This is a genomic window from Pandoraea sputorum (assembly GCF_000814845.2).
Lineage (GTDB): Bacteria > Pseudomonadota > Gammaproteobacteria > Burkholderiales > Burkholderiaceae > Pandoraea > Pandoraea sputorum.
Map to the genome: position 1 here is coordinate 4,745,243 of NZ_CP010431.2, position 23,383 is coordinate 4,768,625.

Annotated in this window: 23 protein-coding genes; 9 read left to right on the forward strand and 14 right to left on the reverse strand. The window is 62.3% G+C overall.

The genetic code is table 11. The features are described from left to right. Positions 1–30 precede the first annotated feature (30 nt). From rpoE to NA29_RS20970, 9 genes are all read right to left on the reverse strand, one after another. Entirely contained in the window at positions 31–630 is a 600-nt protein-coding gene (rpoE, locus tag NA29_RS20930; protein ID WP_010805230.1) for an RNA polymerase sigma factor RpoE, read from the reverse strand. 166 nt (positions 631–796) lie between these two features. Beyond that, the gene (fabF, locus tag NA29_RS20935) at positions 797–2,035 is read right to left on the reverse strand and encodes a beta-ketoacyl-ACP synthase II (RefSeq protein WP_039404153.1); all 1,239 of its coding nucleotides are present in this window, start codon (positions 2,033–2,035) and stop codon (positions 797–799) included. Positions 2,036–2,177: 142 nt separating this feature from the next. Continuing rightward, on the reverse strand, positions 2,178–2,417 hold the full coding sequence (gene acpP, locus NA29_RS20940) for an acyl carrier protein (protein WP_039401228.1): 240 nt from the start codon (positions 2,415–2,417) through the stop codon (positions 2,178–2,180). Between the two features lie 136 nt (positions 2,418–2,553). Continuing rightward, positions 2,554–3,303, reverse strand: coding sequence for a 3-oxoacyl-ACP reductase FabG (fabG, locus tag NA29_RS20945; RefSeq protein WP_039401231.1), 750 nt, complete (start codon positions 3,301–3,303; stop codon positions 2,554–2,556). A gap of 24 nt (positions 3,304–3,327) precedes the next feature. Continuing rightward, positions 3,328–4,257, reverse strand: a complete 930-nt coding sequence (gene fabD, locus NA29_RS20950; RefSeq protein WP_039401234.1) for an ACP S-malonyltransferase — start codon at positions 4,255–4,257, stop codon at positions 3,328–3,330. A gap of 148 nt (positions 4,258–4,405) precedes the next feature. Continuing rightward, entirely contained in the window at positions 4,406–5,392 is a 987-nt protein-coding gene (locus tag NA29_RS20955) for a beta-ketoacyl-ACP synthase III (protein WP_039401236.1), read from the reverse strand. 36 nt (positions 5,393–5,428) lie between these two features. Continuing rightward, the gene (plsX, locus tag NA29_RS20960) at positions 5,429–6,481 is read right to left on the reverse strand and encodes a phosphate acyltransferase PlsX (RefSeq protein WP_052253356.1); all 1,053 of its coding nucleotides are present in this window, start codon (positions 6,479–6,481) and stop codon (positions 5,429–5,431) included. 118 nt (positions 6,482–6,599) lie between these two features. Continuing rightward, positions 6,600–6,779 (reverse strand): 50S ribosomal protein L32, encoded by a 180-nt coding sequence (gene rpmF, locus NA29_RS20965; protein ID WP_023594409.1) that lies wholly within the window; start codon positions 6,777–6,779, stop codon positions 6,600–6,602. 128 nt (positions 6,780–6,907) lie between these two features. Continuing rightward, positions 6,908–7,501 (reverse strand): YceD family protein, encoded by a 594-nt coding sequence (locus NA29_RS20970; RefSeq protein WP_039404157.1) that lies wholly within the window; start codon positions 7,499–7,501, stop codon positions 6,908–6,910. 185 nt (positions 7,502–7,686) lie between these two features. Between NA29_RS20970 and NA29_RS20975 the strand changes: the two genes are divergently transcribed. Both NA29_RS20975 and NA29_RS20980 read left to right on the forward strand, forming a co-directional pair. After that, on the forward strand, positions 7,687–8,313 hold the full coding sequence (locus tag NA29_RS20975) for a Maf-like protein (RefSeq protein ID WP_039401242.1): 627 nt from the start codon (positions 7,687–7,689) through the stop codon (positions 8,311–8,313). Then, entirely contained in the window at positions 8,310–9,026 is a 717-nt protein-coding gene (locus NA29_RS20980; protein ID WP_039401243.1) for an SAM-dependent methyltransferase, read from the forward strand. Before NA29_RS20975 ends, NA29_RS20980 begins: the two co-directional genes overlap by 4 nt. 108 nt (positions 9,027–9,134) lie before the next feature. Here NA29_RS20980 and NA29_RS20985 read toward each other — a convergent pair whose 3' ends face one another. The 4 genes from NA29_RS20985 to NA29_RS21000 all read right to left on the reverse strand — a co-directional run bounded on the left by NA29_RS20985 (position 9,135) and on the right by NA29_RS21000 (position 12,351). Continuing rightward, positions 9,135–10,187, reverse strand: coding sequence for a S49 family peptidase (locus NA29_RS20985; protein WP_039401246.1), 1,053 nt, complete (start codon positions 10,185–10,187; stop codon positions 9,135–9,137). 91 nt (positions 10,188–10,278) lie between these two features. Then, on the reverse strand, positions 10,279–10,677 hold the full coding sequence (locus NA29_RS20990; RefSeq protein ID WP_039404159.1) for a Rieske (2Fe-2S) protein: 399 nt from the start codon (positions 10,675–10,677) through the stop codon (positions 10,279–10,281). A 20-nt stretch (positions 10,678–10,697) separates the two neighbouring features. Further along, positions 10,698–11,360: an HAD family hydrolase gene (locus NA29_RS20995; protein ID WP_039401249.1), complete on the reverse strand. Its 663-nt coding sequence runs from the start codon at positions 11,358–11,360 to the stop codon at positions 10,698–10,700. Continuing rightward, positions 11,347–12,351: an RluA family pseudouridine synthase gene (locus NA29_RS21000; protein WP_039401252.1), complete on the reverse strand. Its 1,005-nt coding sequence runs from the start codon at positions 12,349–12,351 to the stop codon at positions 11,347–11,349. The genes NA29_RS20995 and NA29_RS21000 overlap by 14 nt, the downstream gene beginning before the upstream one ends. 619 nt (positions 12,352–12,970) lie before the next feature. Between NA29_RS21000 and NA29_RS21005 the strand changes: the two genes are divergently transcribed. The 7 genes from NA29_RS21005 (at position 12,971) to NA29_RS21035 (ending at position 21,790) form a co-directional block, all read left to right on the forward strand. After that, positions 12,971–16,303 carry an Rne/Rng family ribonuclease gene (locus tag NA29_RS21005; protein WP_039401254.1) on the forward strand — a complete coding sequence of 1,111 codons (3,333 nt, stop codon included), beginning with the start codon at positions 12,971–12,973 and terminating at the stop codon, positions 16,301–16,303. A 362-nt stretch (positions 16,304–16,665) separates the two neighbouring features. Beyond that, positions 16,666–17,793 carry a GTP 3',8-cyclase MoaA gene (gene moaA / locus NA29_RS21010; RefSeq protein WP_039401257.1) on the forward strand — a complete coding sequence of 376 codons (1,128 nt, stop codon included), beginning with the start codon at positions 16,666–16,668 and terminating at the stop codon, positions 17,791–17,793. A 179-nt stretch (positions 17,794–17,972) separates the two neighbouring features. Then, positions 17,973–18,779 carry a hypothetical protein gene (locus NA29_RS21015; protein ID WP_039401260.1) on the forward strand — a complete coding sequence of 269 codons (807 nt, stop codon included), beginning with the start codon at positions 17,973–17,975 and terminating at the stop codon, positions 18,777–18,779. A 22-nt stretch (positions 18,780–18,801) separates the two neighbouring features. Further along, a complete protein-coding gene (gene mobA, locus NA29_RS21020) occupies positions 18,802–19,446 on the forward strand; it encodes a molybdenum cofactor guanylyltransferase MobA (protein ID WP_039401263.1) in 645 nt (214 codons plus the stop codon). Between the two features lie 87 nt (positions 19,447–19,533). Then, positions 19,534–20,817: a molybdopterin molybdotransferase MoeA gene (moeA, locus tag NA29_RS21025; protein ID WP_039401266.1), complete on the forward strand. Its 1,284-nt coding sequence runs from the start codon at positions 19,534–19,536 to the stop codon at positions 20,815–20,817. A 187-nt stretch (positions 20,818–21,004) separates the two neighbouring features. Further along, positions 21,005–21,289 (forward strand): hypothetical protein, encoded by a 285-nt coding sequence (locus NA29_RS21030; RefSeq protein WP_039401268.1) that lies wholly within the window; start codon positions 21,005–21,007, stop codon positions 21,287–21,289. Positions 21,290–21,292: 3 nt separating this feature from the next. Then, on the forward strand, positions 21,293–21,790 hold the full coding sequence (locus NA29_RS21035; protein ID WP_039401270.1) for a GNAT family N-acetyltransferase: 498 nt from the start codon (positions 21,293–21,295) through the stop codon (positions 21,788–21,790). 101 nt (positions 21,791–21,891) lie between these two features. Here NA29_RS21035 and NA29_RS21040 read toward each other — a convergent pair whose 3' ends face one another. After that, positions 21,892–23,355: a DNA recombination protein RmuC gene (locus NA29_RS21040; RefSeq protein WP_039401272.1), complete on the reverse strand. Its 1,464-nt coding sequence runs from the start codon at positions 23,353–23,355 to the stop codon at positions 21,892–21,894. Positions 23,356–23,383 lie beyond the last annotated feature (28 nt).

The following is a 23,383-nucleotide window of genomic DNA, read 5'->3' on the forward strand; positions in this document are numbered from 1 at the left end:
CCAACGAAAATAACTTCCCCGGCGGCGCGCTCACCAGCGCTTACCGTCAGGCGTGTCCAGCAGCGGCCTGAGCCGGCTGGCAATCGCTTCACGCGCCCGGAAAATTCGTGAACGGACCGTTCCGATCGGGCACCCCATGGCTTCGGCGATCTCTTCGTAGCTCAACCCTTCGATTTCTCGCAGGGTAATTGCCGTCCGAAGTTCATCGGGCAAAGCCTCCATCGCTGTGTTGACCGTTTGAGCAATCTGCTTGCTCATCAGCATCGACTCAGGCGTGTTGATATCCCTTAGTTGATCGGCCTCGGCAAAAGTTTCAGCTTCTTCAGCGTTCGCTTCAGTCGAAGTCGGTGCACGACGTCCCTGGGTCGCCAGGTGATTTTTCGCCGTGTTGACAGCAATACGATACAACCAGGTATAGAACGCCGACTCGCCGCGAAACTGCGGCAAGGCGCGGTAGGCCTTGATAAAAGCCTCCTGCGTCACATCCTCGACCTCGGCGGCATCGCGAACGAGCCGCGATACGAGGCGGATGATCTTGCGGTGATATTTCGCGACCAACAGCTCGAAGGCGGCTTTGTCGCCTTTCTGCACGCGCTCGACGAGCGCCTGGTCGATTTCTCGTTCACTCACCTGATATGGATCCGTATTTTCTCTGGCTGCCGGGCCCGAACGGGCCCAATTGCACCGTGGCAGCACTGACCACCACGGCTGGAAGTGTCTTTGACGCCGCACGCCCGGGCACACTCACCGGAGCGTGGGTCAGCGGGACGGGACGCCTGCGGGGCGTCCCGCGAACTTAGACTCGCTGGAAGACCAGCGTGCCGTTAGTCCCGCCAAATCCGAAAGAGTTCTTCAACGCGACATCAATTTTCATGTCACGGGCCGTATTTGCGCAGTAGTCGAGGTCGCAAGCCGGGTCCTGATTGAAGATATTGATTGTCGGCGGCGACTTCTGATGGTGAACGGCCAGCACGGTGAACACCGACTCCAGACCGCCTGCACCGCCCAGCAAGTGGCCGGTCATCGACTTGGTCGAATTCATCACGACGCTCTTGGCCGCATCGCCCATCAGGCGCTTGACCGCGACCGTCTCGGCGATATCGCCCAACGGCGTCGACGTGCCGTGCGCATTCACGTAGTTCACCGTATCGGCGTTCAGACCGGCGTCGCGCAGCGCGTTGGTCATGGCACGCAGTGCGCCGTCGCCGTCTTCACACGGTGCGGTCATGTGATACGCGTCGGCGCTCATGCCGAAGCCCGTGAGTTCGGCGTAAATCTTGGCGCCGCGCGCCTTGGCGTGCTCGTACTCTTCAACCATCATCACGCCGGCGCCTTCGCCCAGCACGAAGCCGTCGCGATCCTTGTCCCACGGACGGCTGGCCGTCGCCGGATCGTCGTTACGCGTGGACAGTGCGGTCATCGCAGCGAAACCGCCAATACCCAGCGGCGACACCGTCGACTCGGCCCCACCGGCGAGCACTGCATCTGCGTCGCCATACTGAATCATGCGTGCAGCCTGCCCGATACAGTGCAGACCGGTCGTGCAAGCCGTGACGATGGCAAGGTTCGGACCCTTCAGGCCGTACTTGATCGACAGGTGCCCGGAGATCATGTTGATGATCGACCCCGGCACGAAGAATGGGGAGATCTTGCGCGGACCGCCTTTGATCAGATCGTCATGCGTATCCTCGATCATCGGCAGACCACCGATGCCGGAGCCAACCAGCACGCCCACGCGCTCTGCGTTCTCTGCGGTGATTTGCAGGCCGCTATCCTCAAACGCCTGAATGCCGGCTGCCAGACCGAAATGGATAAACGTATCCATACGGCGAGCTTCCTTGGCCGACAGATACTTCTCTGTCTCGAAGTTTTTGACTTCGCCTGCGAAGCGAACTTTGAATTCGCTCGCATCGAACTTCGTGATGTTGGCGATGCCCGAACGGCCCGCGACCAGATTTTCCCAACCTTCGGCAACAGTGTTGCCGACCGGCGATATCAGGCCCAGACCGGTAATGACGACGCGACGACGACTCACGATACTCCCCTTCTTCTGCTGGGTCATACAAAACAAAAGCCACAGAGGCGACAAGGTTCGACCCTGCGCTCCCTGCGGCTGACAGGCATGCCCGACGCCAGGAGCCGGTCGGCATCCCGGCCAATCAGGCTAACCGTACGAATTACGCCTTCTTCTGCGACGAGGCGAAATCGATAGCTTGTTGCACGGTGGTGATCTTTTCTGCTTCTTCGTCCGGGATCTCGATCTCGAACTCTTCTTCCAGGGCCATCACCAGCTCAACCGTATCGAGCGAGTCAGCGCCGAGATCGTTCACGAAGCTGGATTCGTTCTTAATGTCGGCTTCCGCGACGCCAAGTTGTTCGGCGACGATCTTCTTGACGCGTTGCTCAATGTTATCCATTCAAACCCTCCGGGGTAGTTAGTTCAGACAAGTGCGCGCATTTTAACAGGTTTGCCAAGCAAAGTTAGCATGCGCCAAATAATGTTCAATGTCGCGCAAAATCATGCAATTTCATCACAATCTGCGCACATCTTCCTTAATTCATGAACATGCCACCGTTCACGTGAAGCGTAGTGCCGGTGATGTAACCGGCCTGCGGCGACGCGAGGAACGCCACTGCATTAGCGATATCTTCCGGTGCGCCCAGACGACCCAGCGGAATGCGTGCCTTGAGCGCTTCGTGCTGCGCTTCGCCCAGCGCCTTGGTCATATCGGTGTCGATAAAACCGGGGGCCACACAGTTGACGGTGATGTTTCGGCTACCGATCTCGGCGGCCAGCGAACGCGACATCCCCGACACACCCGCCTTCGCGGCCGCGTAGTTGGCTTGCCCCGGGTTGCCCGCCGAGCCGACGACCGAAGTCACGTTAATGATCCGGCCGCTACGTGCCTTCATCATCGGCTTAATGACAGCGCGCGACAGACGGAAGATCGCCTTGAGGTTCGTGTCGATCACGTCGTCCCACTCGTCGTCCTTCATACGCATCGCGAGGTTATCGCGGGTGATACCGGCGTTATTGACGAGGATGTCGAGCTTGCCGTGTTGCTTAAGGATGTCGTCCAGCGCTGCGGCCACGCCTTCGGCGTCGGTCACATTCAGGACAATGCCCTTGCCCGCGACACCAGCTTCCGCAAAATACGCATCGATGCCTTGCGCACCGGCTTCGCTGGTGGCGGTACCCACGACCGTCGCACCCTGGCGAGCCAGTTCGAGGGCGATGGCACGACCGATGCCGCGCGAGGCGCCGGTCACCAGCGCCACGAGGTTTTCGAGTTGCTTGCTCATGAAAGAATTACCCTTGCCTATGGCTTACGAGAGTTGGGCGCGAACGTCAGCCAGCGAGGCCGGATCGGTGATCGCCAAACCCATGAGATTGCCGTCGATGCGCTTGGTCAGGCCGGTCAGCACCTTGCCCGGACCGCACTCGACCACTTGCGTCACGCCTTGCGCGGCGAGCCACTTCACCGATTCGACCCAGCGCACCGGGGCAGCCGCCTGACGCACCAGCGCGTCCTTGATGCGAGCCACGTCGGTTTCGACGGCCACATCCACGTTATTGACGAGCGGGACCTGCGGCGCGTTAAACGTCACGCTGGCCAGATACTCGCGCAGACGATCCGACGCAGGCTTGAGCAGCGACGAATGGAACGGCGCGGACACCGGCAGCACGAGCGCGCGCTTGGCACCTGCGGCCTTGGCCAGCTCGCAAGCCTTTTCCACGCCCGCCTTGGCACCGGCGATCACGACTTGCGCCGGGGCATTGAAGTTGACGGCCTCGACCACACCCGCCGCCGACGCTTCGGCACAGACCGTGCGAACGGTGTCGTCGTCCAGACCGAGAATCGCCGCCATACCGCCCTGACCGACCGGCACGGCTTCCTGCATGGCCTGCGCGCGGAAACGCACAAGCGGCACGGCATCTTTGAACGCAATGACGCCAGCGGCTACCAGCGCCGTGTACTCACCCAGGCTGTGGCCAGCGACGAAAGCCGGCGTTGCGCCACCGTCAGCCAGCCACGCACGGTACATTGCGTAGGCGGCGGTGAGCATCACCGGTTGTGTGTTGGTCGTGAGGTTGAGTTCTTCGGCGGGGCCAGCGGCAATCAGCTTGGCGATATCTTGCCCGAGGGCGTCAGAAGCTTCGGCAAGCGTTTCGCGCACGACGGCGTTGTCCGCGAATGCGTCGAGCATGCCCACCGATTGGGATCCTTGTCCCGGGAAAACGAAAGCGAATGTCATAGCGGCTGGTTTTGCAGTCAGATTCAGAAACATGGCGGCGCACCTTAGCGCGCCGCAACGACGCGCTAGAGAGCGTTCCCACGCGTTTCACTTACACCGCACATCACAACGCGCGGCAGGTTCGCGTGGCGCTCCGGCGCCGGGACGTTCACATGCGGAACAGCACCGCGCCCCACGTAAAGCCGCCACCCACGCCTTCGATCATGACGTTCTGGCCGGCTTTGATACGACCGTCGCGAACAGCGACGTCGAGTGCGAGCGGAATCGATGCTGCGGAAGTATTGCCGTGCTGGTCGACGGTCACGACCATTTTCGCTTCGGCGCCCAGCTTGCGGGCCGTGCTCGTCATGATGCGCAGATTGGCCTGATGCGGAATCAGCCAATCGATCGCCGACGCTTCCAGCCCAGCCTTCTCGAGGGCCTCGTGAGCCACCTTTTCGAGCACCTTGACAGCCAGCTTGAACACCGCCTGACCATCCATATAGAGGAACGCCTCACCCTGCACCGCGCCACCGCTCACATTACCCGGCACGCAGAGGATGTTCGAGTGGCTGCCATCTGCGTGCAGCGCGCTCGAAAGAATGCCTGGCTCGCTGGACGCTTGCAGCACGACCGCACCCGCGCCGTCACCAAACAGCACGCACGTCGTACGGTCGTTGAAATCGAGAATGCGCGAGAACGTTTCCGCACCGATCACGAGCACGTTGCGGTATGCACCCGAGCGAATGAAGTTGTCGGCCGTCGCCATCGCATAGGCGAAGCCCGAGCAAACGGCCTGGATGTCGAACGCGGCGCAACCGTTGGTGATGCCGAGCTTGTTCTGCACGAGGCAAGCCGTACTCGGGAACACGAAATCGGGTGTGGACGTGGCCACCATGATCAGGTCGATCTGGTCGGCGCTCAGTCCCGCCATGTCGAGCGCACGCTTGGCAGCTTCTACCGCCATGTCGCTGCTCGTCTGGTCGGGCGCGGCGAAATGGCGCGCCTGAATGCCGGTACGGGCGACGATCCACTCGTCGCTCGTCTCGATGCCTCGGGTGGCAAGCTCGTCTGCCAACTGCTGATTGGTCACGCGTCGTGCCGGCAGGTAGCTGCCGGTGCCGACGACACGGGAATAAATCGCGGACTGGGTCATCTTATAGTCGGTTAGCGCACCGGGGCGGTACCGGCTTCAGAGCGCCGGAATGGCGCTCACCGGCTTATTGTCCTGGAGCTGGGTCTGATTCTCTTGCATGGCATGCGACAGACGGTCAAGCACACCGTTGCGAACTGCATCATAGCCGCGTTTGATAGCCCATTCAAACGAGTAGGCATCGGCGGAACCGTGGCTCTTGATGACGAGCGCACGCAACCCGAGCAACGCAGCACCGTTATAACGGCGATGGTCGACGCGGTTCTTGAAGCGAGTGAGAATCGGCAGTGCGATGACGGCAATCACCTTCGTCCACCACGTACGGGTGAACTCTTCACGGATCATGTCGCCGAGCATCTGCGCCAGGCCTTCGGAAGTTTTGAGCGCAACGTTGCCGACGAAACCATCGCAGACGACGATATCCGTCGTGCCGCGATAAATGTCGTTGCCTTCCACGTTGCCGTAGAAATTCAGCGTGGAGCCGCGCAGCAACTCGCCCGCCTGCTTGATGACGTCGTTGCCTTTGATGACCTCTTCGCCAATGTTGAGCAGGCCGATCGACGGACGTTCCTTCCCATCGACCGCAGCAACAAGCGCGTGGCCCATCTCGGCGAATTGCAGCAGGTGAGTCGGTTCGCAGTCGACGTTGGCGCCCAGATCGAGCATCGTCGTGTAGCCGCCCTTCTCGTTCGGCAGCACCGTGGCAATCGCCGGGCGCTCGATACCGGGCAGCGTCTTGAGGACGTAACGCGAGACGGCCATCAGCGCACCGGTATTCCCGGCGGACACGCAGGCCTGCGCGCGCGCTTCCTTGACCAGATTGAGCGCCACGCGCATCGAAGAGTCTTTCTTCTTGCGCAGTGCGGTCTCGACCGAGTCGTCCATGGCGACGACTTCACTCGCATTGACAACGGACAGGCGCGGGTGATCCGTCACGCGCAGCTTCGCGAGCTGCGCATTGATGATCTCCTGCTGCCCGACCAGCACAAGTTCGACATCGTCGGTGGATTGCACGAAGCGAACCGCAGCCGGCACCGTCACCGATGGGCCGTGGTCTCCGCCCATACAATCGATCGTCAGGGTGACTGTCATGTCGACGTGATTGGCTTGCGGTACAGGTAACAAAAAAAGCGGCAGGATGAGTGCCGCTTTTGCCACATCGGACGATCAAATAGCGCCATGATGGGCGCGTATCGCCTTGAGGGCCGAATTAGTCGTTCTTGGTCTTGATGACCTTGCGACCACGGTAGAAACCGTTCGGCGAGATGTGGTGACGCAGGTGCGTCTCACCCGACGTCGGTTCGACGGCGGTCGACGGTGCGGTCAGGAAATCGTGCGAACGGTGCATGCCGCGCTTCGACGGCGACTTCTTGTTCTGTTGAACGGCCATGATAACTCCTCAAAATATCGCGAAATTTTAACACAGTTCGAGCGCCGCCCTACGGTGTCGGCCTGTCGGCCCGACCTGTGCGACTAACGCAAACATGTACTTTGGTGAGCCGGAAATCCGGCCGCACATTACTTTCCGTCCTTGTCCGGCGAGCGCTTGAGCGCTGCCAGCGCCGCGAACGGAGACGGCTTATCCTCTTCTTCGGGCTCCGGAGCCGGCTCTGCCAACCCGTCGCTTCCGGTGGCCAGACTATCGTGAACACTCGGACAAACCTCATGTTTCGGGACGATAGGCAAAGCCAACAGCAATTCTTCTTCGATCAGCTCGCGCAAATCGAAATGTTTGGAGCCGACCAGCGCTTCGAGTTCGTCTTCGTCGAGAGGACGCGCTTCCGCAGCAGCTTCATCAGGCACGATCTCGAACGTCGTTTCCGAGTCGAGCGACTCCTGGTACGGCGTGAGACAACGCTGGCATTCGAGCCACATCGGGCCTTCGACCGTGAGCGTCAGAAACTGCTTCACGGTGGGCTTGCCATCCGCGCGCAGCACGGGCTTTTCTGCCCCTTGCGCACGCCAGTGAAACACACCCTCAGCCCGTCCCGATGCCGAGACTTCGGCGGGCACTTCGGTTACCATGCGCGGCAATGCCGCAAGCTGCACGTCACCTTCCGCCACCCGGCCGGTACGCGCGAATTCGAACAGATCGACGATATATTCGTTCATCACGCTCATCCTTGCCTTGGCGCATCTGACCGCATTTCATGCCTCCTGCCACCCGCAGCGCCCTGATTCGACGCCACTTTCAGGCGTTTGAACCGGTGCCGCGCAGGCTGGCGAGACCGAGCGCCAGATTGCAAAAGCCGTGAATTCTAAATAGTTTTTCGTTTCTCGTCAAACACTTAAACCCGATGACCGCACAGCCCCTGCCATCGCTGATCCTGGCCTCCGGATCACGCTATCGCCGCGAACTGCTCGAGCGCTTGCGCCTGCCATTCTCGGTCGACGTCCCGGACATCGACGAAACGCCCGCTGCTGGCGAAACACCGCACGATACCTCGCTGCGGCTGGCCCGCCAGAAGGCGCAAGCCGTCGCCGCCCGCCACCCAGACGCCGTCATCATCGGCTCCGATCAGGTCGCAACCTTCGAGGGCCATCAGATCGGCAAACCCGGCAATTTCGAGAATGCCATGACGCAGCTGCGCGACATGCGCGGCAAGGTCGTCGAATTCCACTCCGCCCTGTGCGTCTACGACGCCCGCAACGGCGAGAGCCAAGCCAAAGACGTCGTCACGCGGGTGAAGTTCCGCGATCTGCCCGATAACGTGCTGGCCGCCTACCTTCACGCAGAAACACCTTATGACTGCGCAGGCAGCGCCAAATCCGAAGGGCTCGGCATCATGCTGCTCGAAACCATCGAAAACGACGATCCGACCGCGCTCATCGGCCTCCCGCTGATTGCGCTCACGTCCATGCTGATGCATGCCGGTATCGCCTTACCCGGCCCCGGGGTGGCAAAACGAGGGAGCGCAGCATGAGCGGCACGCTGTATCTGATTCCCAACACACTCGGCACGAGCACCCGAGGCGGGCTGCCGTCCGTGTTGCCCGAAGAGGTCCGCGCGGTGACCGCCGGGCTGAAATACTTCGTCGGCGAACAGGCCAAGAGCACCCGCGCCTTTCTGAAATTGGTGGGCGTGGACACGCCAATCCAGGAAATCGACATCCGCGAGCTGAATGTCAATACGCCTGATGCGGCCATCGACGCCCTGCTCGCGCCAATTCTGGCCGGCGCAGATGGCGGCCTCGTGTCGGAAGCTGGCTGCCCGGCCGTCGCCGATCCGGGGGCGCTGCTGGTGCGTCGCGCGCATGAAAAGGGCGTGCGGGTCGTGCCATTCGTCGGCCCCAGCTCGATTCTTCTCGCCTTAATGGCCAGCGGACTTAACGGCCAAAGCTTCGCCTTTCACGGTTATTTGCCGACGGATGCGGGCGAGCGCACCAAGCGCCTGCGCGAGCTCGAACAACGCTCACGCAAGGAAAAGCAGACGCAGATCTTCATCGAGACGCCCTACCGCAACAAAGCCATGCTCGACGCCCTGCTGCAAAGCTGCGACGCCTCCACGTTGCTTTGCGTGGCCGTCGATGTCACGCAGGATGCGGAGCAAATCGTGACGCACCGCGTGAAGGGATGGCCGCACGCCAGCGTCGATCTGCATAAACGGCCTGCGATTTTCCTGTTTTTGGCGCAATAACGGGACGCAAATAAGAAAACCCCACGAAAGTCCGGCTTCCGTGGGGTTTTTCGTCCTTACCGTGGCGCCGTCTATCGATAGACGGCGCGGCATAACAGTTGCTTCAAGTTACTTCATCGTCAACGCGGTGCCCATGAGCATCGTCTTCATCGCCGCCGCACCCACTGCCGCACCAAAGCGCCGCGCCATACGTTCGGGCAGGTTTTCCTTGACGGTGTAGTCGACCAGATCCGGGGCCTTCAGAACATCGCGCGCCACGGAGTCGACCGTCCCCAGGCCGTCGGCCAGTCCCAGCTCGACGGAGCGCTGGCCCGTCCAGAACAGGCCGCTGAACAGATCCGGATCATCCTTCAAGCGATCGCCACGGCCCTTTTTGACTGCCGTGATGAACTGCTGGTGAACTTGTTCGAGCATGTCCAGCGCGTACGTCTTCTGCTGATCGGTCTGCGGCGAGAACGGGTCGAGGAAGCCCTTGTTGCGGCCCGCCGTCAGCAGACGACGCTCCACGCCCAGCTTGTCCATCAAGCCGGTGAAGCCGAAGCCGTCCATCAACACACCGATGGAACCGACGATGCTCGCCTTGTCGACGTAAATCTTGTCTGCGGCGGCCGCCACGTAATAGCCCCCGGAGGCGCACATCTCCTCGACCACGACATAAATCGGCTTCTTCGGGTATTTCGCACGCAAACGGGCGATGTCGTCGTAGATCATGCCCGCTTGCACCGGACTGCCACCCGGGCTGTTGATGCGCAGGATCACGCCAGCAGCCGATTTGTCTTCAAACGCCGATTCCAGCGCCGCGTTGATCTTCTGCGCGCTCGCCTGACCGTCCGCCGCAATTTCGCCGTTCAGCGTGACGAGTGCGGTGTGCTTGCCCGCGGTCGATCCGACAGATGTCGTACTGCCGCCGTCGAAATCGAAGATCGACCACACGGCAAAAGCAATGATCGCGAGGATCAGCAGACGAAAGAAGATCTTCCAGCGTCGCGCAGCACGTTGCTCGCGAATGCCCGCCATCAAGACCTTTTCCAGCATCTCACGCTCCCACGGCTTGACCTCATGGGGATCGCGGCCCGCACCGGACGCCTGTGGCGAGCGCCCACCAGGCGGCGTGAAACCGGGTTCGGAGCGCGGCGAATCGGGCGGCAGGGAGTCGGCCATACATTATCCAGAGACTTGGGTGAAAGGCGAGACAGGCATTGGATCGCTCAGCAACGTTTTAAGCAACTTAGCACCAGATGCGGATATTTTGTCAGGACGTTGACGTTTCAGGTGCCGCGATACCGGCCTCCGGCCACCAAACGACGGTTGTCGACGCGCCCGATTCGCCCGATGCGGCAGGCTGCTCCTCGACGCGCACCGGCTGCAAAGCCCCGCCACGGCACGGCCCACCAACGCAAAGCCCGGTATCGGGTTCGTACGTCGCGCCATGCGTTGCGCACATCAAGTATAAGCCGCCCGTCTCGAAGAACTGCCCCTCGGACCAGTCCAGCTCCATCGGCACGTGGGCGCACTGATTGAGATAGCCGTAGACGCGCCCGTCGTAACGGATCACGAAGGCAGGCGTCGGCCGTCCGCCGACGAGCACCTCGAAGCGAACCCCGAGTCCGCCGTCTTCCAGCGCATTGCCCGGACAGATCGGCAGCGGCATCGTGGGAAGTGCAGCGTCGCTCACACGCGCTCCAACAGCCAGTCGCGCAGCTCGGCTACGCTGCCTGCGCAATACGCAGGTTCGAGCGCGACCAGTTGATCGCGCGGATGCGCGCCACCGTAAGCCACGCCCACACCGGCCGCACCGGCGCTGCGCGCCATCTGCAGATCGTGCGTAGTGTCGCCGATCATGACCGTGCGGCGCAGATCCTGGCCGAGTTCGCGCGTCAGCTCCTGCAACATGGCCGGGTGGGGCTTCGAGAATGTCTCATCGGCGCAACGGGTCGCGTCGAACATCCGCATCAGACCGGCAGATTCGAGCGCTCGATTCAGTCCGACCCGTGATTTTCCCGTCGCCACGGCGAGGAAACGCCCGCGCGAACGCAATTCGTCGAGCAACTCACGAACGCCCGGGAACAACACTGTCTCCTTGTCACCTATCAAATAGTGAAAACGATAGCGCTCCGACAGGCGTGGGTAGTGCGAAGGATCGAGCGAGGGCACGGCCATTTGCAGCGCGTCGCGCAACCCGAGGCCAATGACGTGGCTCGCCAGCTCGTCCGTCGGCACCGGCAGCCCGAGGTCCCGGCATGCCGCCTGGATGCAGCGGGTAATCGTGGGCGTCGAGTCCATCAACGTCCCGTCCCAGTCGAACACGACCAGGTCAAATTCAGGGCTTGGCATCAGCGGTGGTGGTTCGAAGTTGATTCAGGAATTGCTCACATTCTGGCGGTAACGCCGCTTCCAACGCAATCGGCGTGTCCAGCACGGGGTGCGTGAACTTCAGCCGGTAAGCGTGTAGGAACATTCGCTTGATACCGGGACGAACGCCGGGCCTCGCCAGATTCTTGTTCAGCGTGAAGTCGCCGTATTTGTCGTCGCCGACGATGGGCGTACCGCAATGCGCCAGGTGAACGCGGATCTGATGGGTGCGCCCCGTTTTCAGTTCCGCTTCAAGCAACGTATAAGACGGGAACGATTCCATCATGCGAAATACGGTGTGCGATGCCTGCCCGTCTTCCTGCACGCGCACCCGGCGCTCTCCCTCCGCGGTGACATACTTATATAGCGGTGCCTTGACCGCGCGCTTGGGGTCGCGCCATTCGCCCGTGACGCATGCAAGATAGCGCTTGTCCATGCGGTTGTGACGGATCTGTTCGTGCATGCCGACCAGCGCCGCGCGCTTTTTCGCGAGCAACAGAATGCCGGACGTCTCGCGATCCAGTCGGTGCACCAGCTCAAGGAACTTCAGCTGCGGCAGCGCCTGACGCAATTGCTCGATCACCCCGAACGACACCCCGCTACCGCCGTGCACGGCCACACCGGCCGGCTTATCGATGGCCATGAGGTAATCGTCTTCGAACAGGATGGGGAAGGTGGCGGCCGGGACATGGGCCTTGGCCTCGGGGTCGGGTGTCGCCATCCGGACCGGCGGAATACGGACGATATCGCCAATGACAAGTCGATAGGCTGCGTCTACCCGCCCTTTATTTACGCGGACTTCCCCGCTACGCAGAATGCGATAGACGTGGCTTTTCGGTACCCCTTTGCACTCACGCAACAGGAAATTATCGATACGCTGACCGGCCGAACCATCGTCAACCTCGACGAGACGAACCTGCGGCGCGGACGCCGGCGCAACCATTTTCTGCCGACTTTTGCCTAACTCATTCATTATGAATATAATTTGTCCGACAGAGATGGCGGTAGCGGGAATCATGCCAAATCCCCACCTCTGTCGGTGCATACCTCAAAACGGTATTTTACTTGCACCCCGGGCAGGCTGCTCGTCCGGTGACCATGGAGCAGCGAGCGCACGCACGTTACGCAGCGACGGCAGGAAGTGGGCCCATAGGCCGCTTCGGTCGAGCGCGTGTGACGCGGATAGAGTTGGTGGTTATAGAATTTTTTGGCGATGAGCCCGGACTCCATTGTCCGAGCTGATCGCTTTGTGAATATCGTTCGCGCAAAAAGTCGAAGTGAGGCGCCGTCACAAGAAGAATAAGTGTCGGCAGGCGCCCCGAGAAAACGCTGATGAAGTTTCTCGTCCAGTTTCTATTGGTATGGACTGCAAGCCCGAAGTGATCCGCGCCGAGCCGGTGTTTTCCGGTGGCCCGGCGGATCCGGGTGAGCGCGAAAACGTATTCCTGGCGCCATAGCGTCCGTCGGCCTCATCGCCCGGACCCCCCGGCAATTCTTCCACTCCCGGCTCGAACCTCGCGTGTTGGATAACTCGAGTGATACGTGCCCGACGCACTGCGCATTGGCAACTGCGGCGGGTGGGAGTCGTTTTCATGAAACGCATGTTGTTTAACGCCACGCAGCAGGAAGAACTGCGCGTGGCAATCGTCGATGGGCAAAAACTCATCGACATCGATATCGAGACGGCCGGACGCGAACAGCGTAAAGGCAATATCTACAAGGGTGTCATCACCCGTATCGAACCCTCTCTCGAAGCCTGCTTCGTCAACTACGGCGAAGGCCGCCACGGCTTCCTGCCGTTCAAGGAAGTCGCCCGCGCGTACTTCCGCGAAGGTGCCGATGTGCGCAATGCGCGCATTCAGGACGCCCTCTCCGAAGGCCAGGAACTCATCGTTCAGGTCGAAAAGGAAGAGCGCGGCAACAAGGGCGCAGCCCTCACGACGTTCATCTCCCTGGCTGGCCGCTATCTGGTACTGATGCCGAACAACCCGCGCGGCGGTGGTGTTTCGCGTCGTATCGAAGGCGAAGACCGTCAGGAACTGCGCGAGACGATGGGCCAGCTCGAACTGCCGGAAGGCATGAGCATCATCGCCCGCACCGCAGGCATCGGCCGCTCGGCCGAAGAACTGCAGTGGGACCTGAACTACCTGCTGCAACTCTGGCACGCCATCGAAGGCGCCGCCCACAACATCGAATTGCCGCGCGATTCCGCCCTGATCTATCTCGAATCGAGCCTGGTCATCCGCGCCATCCGCGACTACTTCCAGCCGGATATCGGTGAAATCCTCATCGATACGGAAGAAATCTCCGAACAAGCACGCAACTTCATGCAGGTGGTCATGCCCGATCACCTCAACCGCGTGAAGCAGTACCGCGACGACGTGCCGCTGTTCTCCCGTTTCCAGATCGAACACCAGATCGAGACGGCTTACTCGCGTCAGGTGCCGCTGCCCTCGGGCGGTGCGATCGTGATCGATCACACCGAAGCGCTCGTCTCCATCGACGTGAACTCGGCGCGCGCGACCAAGGGTGCCGATATCGAAGAAACCGCCCTGCGCACCAACCTGGAAGCCGCCGACGAAGTCGCGCGCCAGTTGCGTCTGCGTGACCTCGGCGGTCTCATCGTGATCGACTTCATCGACATGGAGTCGGCCAAGAGCCAGCGCGAAGTCGAACAACGTGTGAAGGATGCGCTCAAGCACGACCGTGCACGCGTCCAGATGGGCAAGATCTCGCGTTTCGGCCTGATGGAACTGTCGCGTCAGCGTCTGCGTCCGTCGCTGTCGGAAGGCACGCACGTGACGTGCCCGCGCTGCAACGGCACCGGCCACATCCGCGATGCCGAATCGTCGGCACTGCAAGTCCTGCGCATCATCCAGGAAGAGGCGATGAAGGAGCACACGGCAGCGATCCACTGCCAGGTGCCGGTCGAAGTCTCGGCGTTCCTGCTCAACGAAAAGCGTCAGGAAATCAACAAGATCGAAGCACGCTTCAAGGTTGGCGTGCTGCTGATCCCGAACAAGCATCTGGAAACGCCGCATTACAAGCTGGAGCGCCTGCGCTTCGACGATCCGCGTCTGGATGCTCCGAAGGCCAGCTACGCGCTCGCCGAAGAGGCTGCACGTTCGCTGGAAGAAGATCCGGCCGGCTACAGCAAGAAGAAGGAAGACGCGCGTCCGCGTCAGGAAGCCGCCGTCAAGGGCATCACGCCCGAGCAGCCGGCACCGGCCGCACAGCCGCGCCCGGAACCCGTCGCCGTCACCGCGCCTGCCGCGGCCGCACCGGCCTCCGGTGGTTTCTTCGGTTTCATCAAGCGCCTGTTCGGTGTCGGCGCCGCCGCACCCGCACCGGTCAAGACCGAAGAACCGGCCAAGCCGACGGCACGTCCGCCGCGCGAGCGCCATGAGCGTCCGCATCAGCAAAACCGTAATCGCCGTGGCAATGCCCGCGACGACAACAAGTCGGGCAAGGACAACGCCGGCCAGCCGGCGCGTGAGGGTCGTGAGGGCCGTGACGGTCGTGGCGCACGTCCGGAACGCGCAGAACGTGCGGACCGTGGTGAGCGCAACGAACGTAATGAACGTGGCGATCGCAATGAACGCAACGAACGTGGCGATCGTAATGAGCGCCAGGACCGTCAGGAAGGCCGCGACAAGCGCGAGCGCGACGACGTCCAGCGCCAACCGGCTCAGGACGTGCGTGCCGAGGAAGGTCGTGAGCCGCGTGAAGGCCGCGAACGTGGCAGCCGTCGTGAACGTGGCGAGCGTCGTGACCGTCGTCAGACTGAAGGCGCCGAAGGCCAGCAAGCCATCACGCAACGTGCCGTCCCGGCTGCTCCGCTGAACGCCGAGCAGGAAGAACTGGATCAGGATCGTCTGACGGCTCAGGTCGAAGGCGCGCCGCAAACCGGCGAAGAAGGCGAACAAGGCGGTGAAGAACGTCGCCGCAGCCGTCGTCGCGGTCGTCGCGGTGGCCGTCGTGAACGCGAAGCCGGTGAATCGCAACTGAACGCCGATGGCGAACAAGTTGAAGGCAATGCACCGGAAGCAGCCGAAGGCACGCGTGCCCCGATGCTGACGGACGAACCCGCCGAAATCGCGGCGACCGATGCACTGGTCCGTGCGACGACGCCGGCCATTCCCGCACCGGCCACGACCGCACCGATGGCTCATGCAGAACCGACGCCGGTACGTGCCGCGCCGGTCGAAGCCCCGGCACCTGTCGCCACGGTGACGGAAGCCGCCCCGGCCGCAACGCCGGAAGTGCCGTCGCAGTCGGTTTCTGAGCCGATTTCTGAGCCTGTCACGCAGGCACCGACGATCGCACCGGTCGCACCGGTCAACGTCGCACCGCTGCCGACCGCTGAAGTGGCTACGGCACCGATCGTGCCGCCGGTCAGCGCTCCGTTGCCGGTCGCAACGCCTGCCCCGGCTCAGCCGACGGTTCCGGCCGAAGCCCTGACGGAGATTGCCGCCACGGCAGTTGCGTCGAGCGCTCCGGCAGAAGCCGCACCGGCTCCGGTCGCTGAATCGGTCCAACCGACGACGCAATCGACGCCTCCGGCACCGGTCCAGATGGTCGAAACCGCCAAGCCGGTGGAAGTCGCTCCGGCCCCCGTCGCACCGGCAGCCCCTGCGGCACCGGTCGTGATGGAAGCCGCTGCCGCAGTGACGGAAGTCGTGACGCAGAAGGCTGCCCCGGTGGCGGTTGCCCCGACGCTGGAGCGCGGTGCACTGGAATCGACACTGGAAAGCGTGGGGCTGGTCTGGGTCCATACGGATGCCGACAAGCACCGTGCCGCCAAGGAAGCCGCTGCGCAGGTTGCACCGGCACCGCGCGTGCGGCGTGAACGCCGCCCGTCCACGCCGCTCAACAGCGGTCCGATGGAGCAGGTGGAAACGCACTCGACGAACCACACTGCCTGACTGGGTGACTGGACAGCGCAGAACGTCGATCTCATGTGACGTCCGGTCGGAGGCACCTCACGGTGCACTTTCCGCCTGACGGACCTGAAATCCGCGTGATGCCAGAAAAAAGGAGGCTTCGGCCTCCTTTTTTCATGGTGTCGCCCTTGGGACGCTCTCGCCCTTTGCAACCCCGCGTTGTCCCGACTTGTGCCCGTTTCACCGTGCCCGTATCTTCTGCCTTAGTACGGGTTTGACGTCTCACAACGAAGGCCTCGGTACCGATATCCGATGCCCCGATTGCTAAGGTCGGCTGAATTAGGCCGACTTCGGCGGCCATCAGGCCAATTCGTTAGAATGGAGACGCAAGCTAAGGCCCCACCATGACTGAAACGATCATCCGACTCACCGATCTGCGTAGTGACGCGCGTTATGCGACGCATGCACCGCAGGCTCCCGCACAAGTGCGCGCTGCCACCGGCCATCTTGAAGATGCGCTGGCACGGCCGCTGCACGACCTGCGGATTTCGGTGACGGATCGTTGCAACTTCCGCTGCGTCTACTGCATGCCGAAGGACGTGTTCGACAAGGACTACGCCTTCCTGCCGCAATCCTCCCTGTTGTCTTTCGAAGAGATCGAGCGTGCTGCACGCCTGTTCGTCGAACATGGCGTGGAGAAGCTGCGTCTGACGGGCGGAGAGCCGCTGCTGCGCAAGCACATCGAGCGTCTGATCGAGATGCTGGCGCGCTTGCGCACGCCGTCTGGCAAACCGCTCGACATCACGCTCACGACCAATGGCTCGTTGCTGGCGCGCCGCGCGCAATCGCTCAAGGACGCCGGACTGACCCGTGTAACGGTCAGTCTCGACAGCCTCGACGACACGATTTTCCGGCAGATGAACGACGTCGACTTTCCGGTCGCCAATGTGCTCGAAGGTATTGCACAGGCGCAGCACGTCGGTCTCGGCCCGGTCAAAGTCAACATGGTCGTCAAACGCGGCACGAACGACTCCGAGATCGTGCCAATGGCGCGGCATTTCCACGGCAGCGGTGTCGTGCTGCGCTTCATCGAATACATGGACGTCGGCACGTCGAACGGCTGGCGCATGGATGAAGTGATGCCGTCCGCCGACGTCATCGCCCGACTCAACGATACCCTGCCGGTCGAACCGCTCGAAGCCAACTATGCGGGTGAGACCGCACAGCGCTGGCAATATCGTGACGGCGGCGGCGAGGTCGGTGTCATTTCCTCGGTCACCCGCGCATTTTGCGGCACTTGTTCGCGTGCCCGTCTGTCTACGGAAGGCAAGTTGTACCTGTGTCTGTTCGCTAGCTCGGGTTATGACTTGCGTACGCTGCTGCGTAACGGCGCGAGCGACGCGCAGATTTCGACCGTCATCGGCGACATCTGGCACAAGCGCACCGACCGCTACTCAGCCTTGCGCACGGCGGCCACCGGCCTGCCTGAAGACGCACCACCGAAAGTGGAGATGTCCTACATCGGCGGATAAATGCCCGGGCTTGCTTGCCCACCTGCTCCGCCGTGCGGTTCGTCTCAGCGCTTTCGATTTACCGAATTCCTTCTCGACTCATGATTTCTGTTGCCCCGGACGCTAGTGGCGCCCGAGACTCCTCGCCTTCTCTTCCCCGTGTGGCTCGACGTGACGCCCTGCACACAGGCCACACACGCATGCGCTACCCGTCGCGCCTCATCGCCATCGGCCTGAGTGCCCTGGCGATGCTCGTCACCGCCCTCACACCGGCGCTCGCCCATGCAGATTGCGACCCGTCAGATCGCAACATTGCCAACCACGTCATGACGTACACCGGCCAACTCGGCGAACGCAATCCGCTGCGGCTGGTGCTTCGCTCGACCTCCGGCGGCAGGCTCGACGGCCGGTACGCCAATGCGTCCTCGCAAGGTGACACGGCGCTCACCGGCAAGCTGGAGAACAAGTCGCACCTGCATCTGACCGAATTCGACGCCGGCGGCATGCCGCGCGCCACCTTCGAAGGTGAATTCGCCGCAGCGGACGACATCAATCGTCAACGCGGCGCATCGTCTTCGTGCGAAGTGATTTCCGGCCAGTGGAAAGACCTGCGCAGCGGCCGCACGGTGCCATTCGATCTTTCGCTTGCCAGTATTCAGAGCGGAAAGATCGACCACCTGTACGGCGTGGCCGGCGTAAACGACGACGAAACCATCAATCGTGCGGCGACGCAGTTCCGCAAGGGCGTACTCGACGACCGGCGCGATGTCGTCGCACAGTCGATCCGTTACCCGTTGCATGTGTCGCTGCGTGGCAAAACGATCATTCTTCGGAACCCGAAGTCATTGCTTGCACGCTATAACGAGATCTTCACGGATGGTTACGTACGGACCATCGGCGCAGCCGTGCCTCGCCTGATGTTCGCTCGCGATCAAGGAGTGATGCTCGGCGACGGTGCCGTCTGGTTCGATGCGGCCGGACGTGTCATCGCCCTGAACCGCTCCTGACCCTGTCATCCACCGGCCATCCATGAAGACCCCGCCCATCCGCCGCAGCGACATCACAGGATTGATCCTCGCGGGCGGGCGTGGTCAGCGTATGGGTGGGCGCGACAAGGGCCTCCAGCCCTTCGCCGGACGGCCGCTGGTCGAGCATGTGATGGCTCGTCTGCGTCCGCAGGTTGGCGCGTTGCTCATCAGCGCCAATCGGAATCGCGAGGCCTATGCCGCCGCCCTCGGCGCCGACGGCGCAGACGGTGTAATAAGCGACGAAATTCAGGATTTTTCCGGTCCCCTCGCGGGCATGCTGGCCGGACTACGTGCGGCATGTACGGACTATGTCCTCACCGTGCCGTGCGACTCCCCTTACCTTCCCGACGATCTGGGCGAGCGGCTATGCGTCGCGCTGAACGCGCTGCCGCAAGCCGATGTACCTGACAGCGCACGTCCGCTGGCGGCCTATGCCGCAACGGCGCAGGGGTCGCATCCGGTATTCGCGCTTTTGCACCGTTCACTGGCCGACGATCTGGCGGCGACGCTGGCGGCCGGGGAACACCGCGTTCGAGCGTGGCTGGCACGCCACAAGGCCGTACAAGTTCACTTCGGTGACGAGCGTCCGTTTTACAATGTCAACACGCTGGACGACCTCCTTACCGATTCGCCGCGCGCGCCCTGAAGTGCCGGGTGCCGACGCAGCCCGATCCGTCGCCACCGCTTTTACGGGATTCATGCCGGGTACGTGCCGGATGACGACGCCATACCGATGACAACACTTGACGAAGCCCTGGCCGGCTTGCCGGACTACGACCCTAACCAAATGACGGTCGAAGTGGCGCGCGCCATCATCGCGCGCACCGCGAGTCCCGTATCCGCCATCGAGCAGGTCGCCGTACGCAGCGCACTGGGCCGCGTGCTCGGTCGCGACGTCGTATCGCCGCTCGACGTCCCTGCTTTCGAAAACGCCGCGATGGACGGCTATGCCTTTGCAGGCACTGCACTGGCCGCCGGCGGCGCAATCCGTCTGCGTGTCGCAGGCCGCTCGTTTGCAGGTCATCCCTTCGACGGGGTGACGGCCCATGGCGAATGCGTGCGCATCATGACCGGCGCGCTTCTGCCCGCCGGTTGCGACACCGTTATCCCCCAGGAACAGGTACAACGCGAAGGCGACACCGAAATCGTCACCTTCGATGCGGCGGCGGTCACACCCGGGCGTCACGTGCGTCATGTCGGGGAAGATCTGGCCGCAGGCCATACCGCCTTGCATGCAGGCAAGCGACTGCGACCGGCGGCCCTTGGCTTGCTGGCGTCACTGGGCGTCGCGGAAGTCCCGGTGCGCCGGCGCATTCGCGTCGCCTTCTTCTCGACCGGCGACGAACTTCGGTCTGTGGGCGAACCGCTCGCCCCGGGCAATCTTTACGACAGCAATCGCTATACGCTCTTCGGCATGCTGCAACGATTGGGCGTCGAAGTGCTGGATCTGGGCGTCGTACGCGACGATCCTCAGGCCATCGAAGACACCCTGCGCACCGCGTGCCGCGAGGCCGACGCCGTCATTACCTCGGGTGGCGTATCCGTTGGCGAAGCCGATTTCACGCGCGAAATGATGACGCGTCTGGGCAACGTCGTGTTCTGGAAGATGGCGATGCGCCCGGGCCGCCCGTTTGCTTTCGGCGAACTGGAGAGCGAGGGCAAGCGCGCCCTCCTGTTCGGCTTGCCTGGCAACCCGGCTGCAGTGATGGCGTCGTTCTACCATCTGGTGCGCGACGGCCTGTTCGTCCTCATGGGTGCAGAGCCGCAAGTCACGCCGTGCCTGCCCGTGCCGACGGCCACCGCCATCGCCAAGCGCCCGGGGCGTACCGAGTTTCTGCGCGGCATTCTCGCTGCGGACGCTCAGGGCCGCTGGCAAGTCACCGTCGCGGACGCACAAAGCGCGGGCATTTTGCGCACGATGAGCGAAGCCAACTGTTTTGTGACACTGGGCACCGAACGTGGCGACGTCGCCGCCGGGGAGTTGGTCGACGTCATCGCATTCGACGGTCTGGTGTAACGACGATCCACGACGAAGCCGGGCGACCCCTGACGTTCAGCCCGGCATAACGCGATTCAAGCGGGATTAAGGCAGCATTAAAGCGGTTCAGAATTCCACCCAAAAAGCGAAGCAACGCAATAACGAGATATCGCTGGCATCGGCGCTTCGACGATGCCAGCACCACACAACTCGAAAGCACACGGCAATGACAACGAAAAAACAGATCACGTACATCAGTCCCGGCCAGACGGCCAAAGCGCTGGTGCTGGTCTACCTCACCTTCAGCATCCCGCTGGTTCTGCTCGCCTTCCTGGCGGCGTTCATCCGATACGGCGAACTGCCGGGCCTTGCGATCATTTCCGCGCTGGTGCTCAACGCCATCGTCGGCTTCGTGCTGCTCTGGATTGCCTGCCACCTGTATAACTGGGTGGCGGTCAAATTCGGCGGCATCGAGATCGCGCTGAGCGACGCCCCGGAAGAAGAGTACTAAGCGATGTCCTTAACCCTGCGCGCTGCGACTGCCGACGACGTCGGCGCTATCCACGGCCTGATGCGAGAACTGGCTGTCTTCGAAAAGCTGCTGGATATCTTCGAGGCAACGCCCGAGAGCGTGCACGAGGCGCTTTTCGGTGCGACGCCCGCCGCCGAATGCCTGATGGCCGAGTGGGATGGCGTGCCGGTCGGCTACGCGATCTACTTCCACAACTTCTCGACGTTCCTCGCCCGCCGGGGCCTGTATCTGGAAGACGTCTACGTGCAGCCGACGATGCGCGGCCGTGGTGTGGGACAAGCGGTGTTGCGCCAACTCGCACGCATCGCTATCGAGCGCAATTGCGGACGCTTCGAATGGACGGTGCTCGACTGGAACCAACCGGCCATCGACTTCTATGAGGCGCAGGGCGCAACGGTCCTGCCCGACTGGCGCGTGGTCCGCATGACGGGCGAGGCCCTCGCGCAATTTGCCGAAGGCGGGAAAGCGTCCAGGGCTTGAAGCGTATGAAAGCGTCCTGAATAAAAAAGCGCCCTGAACATTCAGGGCGCTTTGCATTTGTCGAAGCGGCGCGACGGCGGCATCGTCGGGCGGACCGACGCTCACTCCTCTTCGTCCGGCTCCATCTCGACGCCCAGCAGTTCGACAGCCTGCTCGCCGGGCAATGCTTCGACGGCCTTGAGCTGACGCGCCATCGCCCGGGTACGGACTTCCGCCTTGTCGATGGAGCGTGTCACCGTCTCCAATTGCGACTTCGTCCTGGCGAGCACATCGCCGAACTTGGTGAACTCCGTCTTCACCGCACCCAGCACCTGCCAGACTTCGCTGGAACGGCGTTCGATGGCCAGCGTGCGGAATCCCATCTGAAGGCTGTTGAGCAACGCTGTCAGCGTCGTCGGCCCTGCCACCGTCACGCGATATTCGCGTTGCAGCAGATCCGACAATCCCGGACGTCGCAGCACTTCGGCATACAGCCCTTCCGTCGGCAGGAACAGCAGAGCGAAATCGGTGGTGTGCGGCGGCGCCAGATACTTGTCTGCAATCGTCTTCGCTTCCAGACGAATACGCGTTTCCAGCGCCTTCGAAGCCTCTTCGACCGCGGCCGGGTCGGCGCGCTCCTGCGCATCGAGCAAGCGCTCGTAATCCTCTCGCGGGAACTTGGCATCGATCGGCAGCCAGACCGGTTTGCTGCTATCGCCGCTCTGCCCCGGCAAGGCGATCGCAAATTCCACGCGCTCGGTGCTGCCCGGGCGTGTCGCCACATTCTTCGCATACTGCTCGGGCGTGAGCAATTGTTCGAGGAGCGCCTGCAACTGCACTTCGCCCCAGATACCGCGCGTCTTCACGTTAGTCAGCACGCGCTTGAGATCGCCCACTCCTGCGGCGAGCGTCTGCATTTCACCGAGTCCGCGATGCACCTGCTCCAGACGATCCGACACCAGCTTGAACGACTCGCCGAGACGCTGTTCGAGCGTGGCGTGCAGCTTCTCGTCGACCGTGCGACGCATTTCTTCCAGCTTTGTCGCGTTATTGACCTCGATGTCCTTGAGCTTCTGCTCCAACGTGGCACGCACTTCCGCCAGACGTCGCTCGTTGCCTTCGGACAGTTGCGTCAATTGCTGATGCTGCGCTTCGCCGAAGCGACGCAACGTCGACGTCTGCTCTTCACGCATCTGCTGGCCGTTGAGCACCAGACTCTGACGAATCGCTTCCAGCTGTGCGGCGTTGGACTCGGTGAGCTTCGCGAGCTGCTGGGCGAAGCCGTCGATCTGATTGTTCTGCACCGTGGCGACGCTCGTCATTTGCGCCGCGAGCGTTTGCTGGAACTGCGCCATCTGTGCGCTCTGTTCACCACGACCCGCGCGTGCCGTCTCGGCGAACTCCTGACGCAACCCGCGTTCGCTGCGGTCTGCCGCGTGCAGCAGATCGTCACGCACATTGGTGAGCGAGTCATTGAGCGTCGCGCGTAGTGACGCGTCGCCGCCACGCTGCCAGACCTTCACCGCAATCGCGATCATCACCAACAAATTCAGCGCCGCCAGCGCTACCAACACCATCTCGACCATCGCGTTGCGACTCCCGTTGATTCTTTCT

Bases quoted from the DNA above. Each gene is read 5' to 3' on its own strand.
- NA29_RS20975 (WP_039401242.1), top strand. From the start codon at position 7,687: ATGACCGCACAGCCCCTGCCATCGCTGATCCTGGCCTCCGGATCACGC.
- NA29_RS21035 (WP_039401270.1), top strand. From the start codon at position 21,293: ATGTCCTTAACCCTGCGCGCTGCGACTGCCGACGACGTCGGCGCTATC.
- NA29_RS20995 (WP_039401249.1), bottom strand. From the start codon at position 11,360: ATGCCAAGCCCTGAATTTGACCTGGTCGTGTTCGACTGGGACGGGACG.
- NA29_RS20980 (WP_039401243.1), top strand. From the start codon at position 8,310: ATGAGCGGCACGCTGTATCTGATTCCCAACACACTCGGCACGAGCACC.
- fabG (WP_039401231.1), bottom strand. From the start codon at position 3,303: ATGAGCAAGCAACTCGAAAACCTCGTGGCGCTGGTGACCGGCGCCTCG.
- NA29_RS21015 (WP_039401260.1), top strand. From the start codon at position 17,973: ATGCGCTACCCGTCGCGCCTCATCGCCATCGGCCTGAGTGCCCTGGCG.
- NA29_RS21040 (WP_039401272.1), bottom strand. From the start codon at position 23,355: ATGGTCGAGATGGTGTTGGTAGCGCTGGCGGCGCTGAATTTGTTGGTG.
- moaA (WP_039401257.1), top strand. From the start codon at position 16,666: ATGACTGAAACGATCATCCGACTCACCGATCTGCGTAGTGACGCGCGT.
- NA29_RS21005 (WP_039401254.1), top strand. From the start codon at position 12,971: ATGAAACGCATGTTGTTTAACGCCACGCAGCAGGAAGAACTGCGCGTG.
- NA29_RS20955 (WP_039401236.1), bottom strand. From the start codon at position 5,392: ATGACCCAGTCCGCGATTTATTCCCGTGTCGTCGGCACCGGCAGCTAC.
- acpP (WP_039401228.1), bottom strand. From the start codon at position 2,417: ATGGATAACATTGAGCAACGCGTCAAGAAGATCGTCGCCGAACAACTT.
- NA29_RS21030 (WP_039401268.1), top strand. From the start codon at position 21,005: ATGACAACGAAAAAACAGATCACGTACATCAGTCCCGGCCAGACGGCC.
- plsX (WP_052253356.1), bottom strand. From the start codon at position 6,481: ATGACAGTCACCCTGACGATCGATTGTATGGGCGGAGACCACGGCCCA.
- fabD (WP_039401234.1), bottom strand. From the start codon at position 4,257: ATGACATTCGCTTTCGTTTTCCCGGGACAAGGATCCCAATCGGTGGGC.
- moeA (WP_039401266.1), top strand. From the start codon at position 19,534: ATGACAACACTTGACGAAGCCCTGGCCGGCTTGCCGGACTACGACCCT.
- NA29_RS20990 (WP_039404159.1), bottom strand. From the start codon at position 10,677: ATGCCGCTGCCGATCTGTCCGGGCAATGCGCTGGAAGACGGCGGACTC.
- rpmF (WP_023594409.1), bottom strand. From the start codon at position 6,779: ATGGCCGTTCAACAGAACAAGAAGTCGCCGTCGAAGCGCGGCATGCAC.
- NA29_RS20985 (WP_039401246.1), bottom strand. From the start codon at position 10,187: ATGGCCGACTCCCTGCCGCCCGATTCGCCGCGCTCCGAACCCGGTTTC.
- NA29_RS20970 (WP_039404157.1), bottom strand. From the start codon at position 7,501: ATGAACGAATATATCGTCGATCTGTTCGAATTCGCGCGTACCGGCCGG.
- NA29_RS21000 (WP_039401252.1), bottom strand. From the start codon at position 12,351: ATGAATGAGTTAGGCAAAAGTCGGCAGAAAATGGTTGCGCCGGCGTCC.
- mobA (WP_039401263.1), top strand. From the start codon at position 18,802: ATGAAGACCCCGCCCATCCGCCGCAGCGACATCACAGGATTGATCCTC.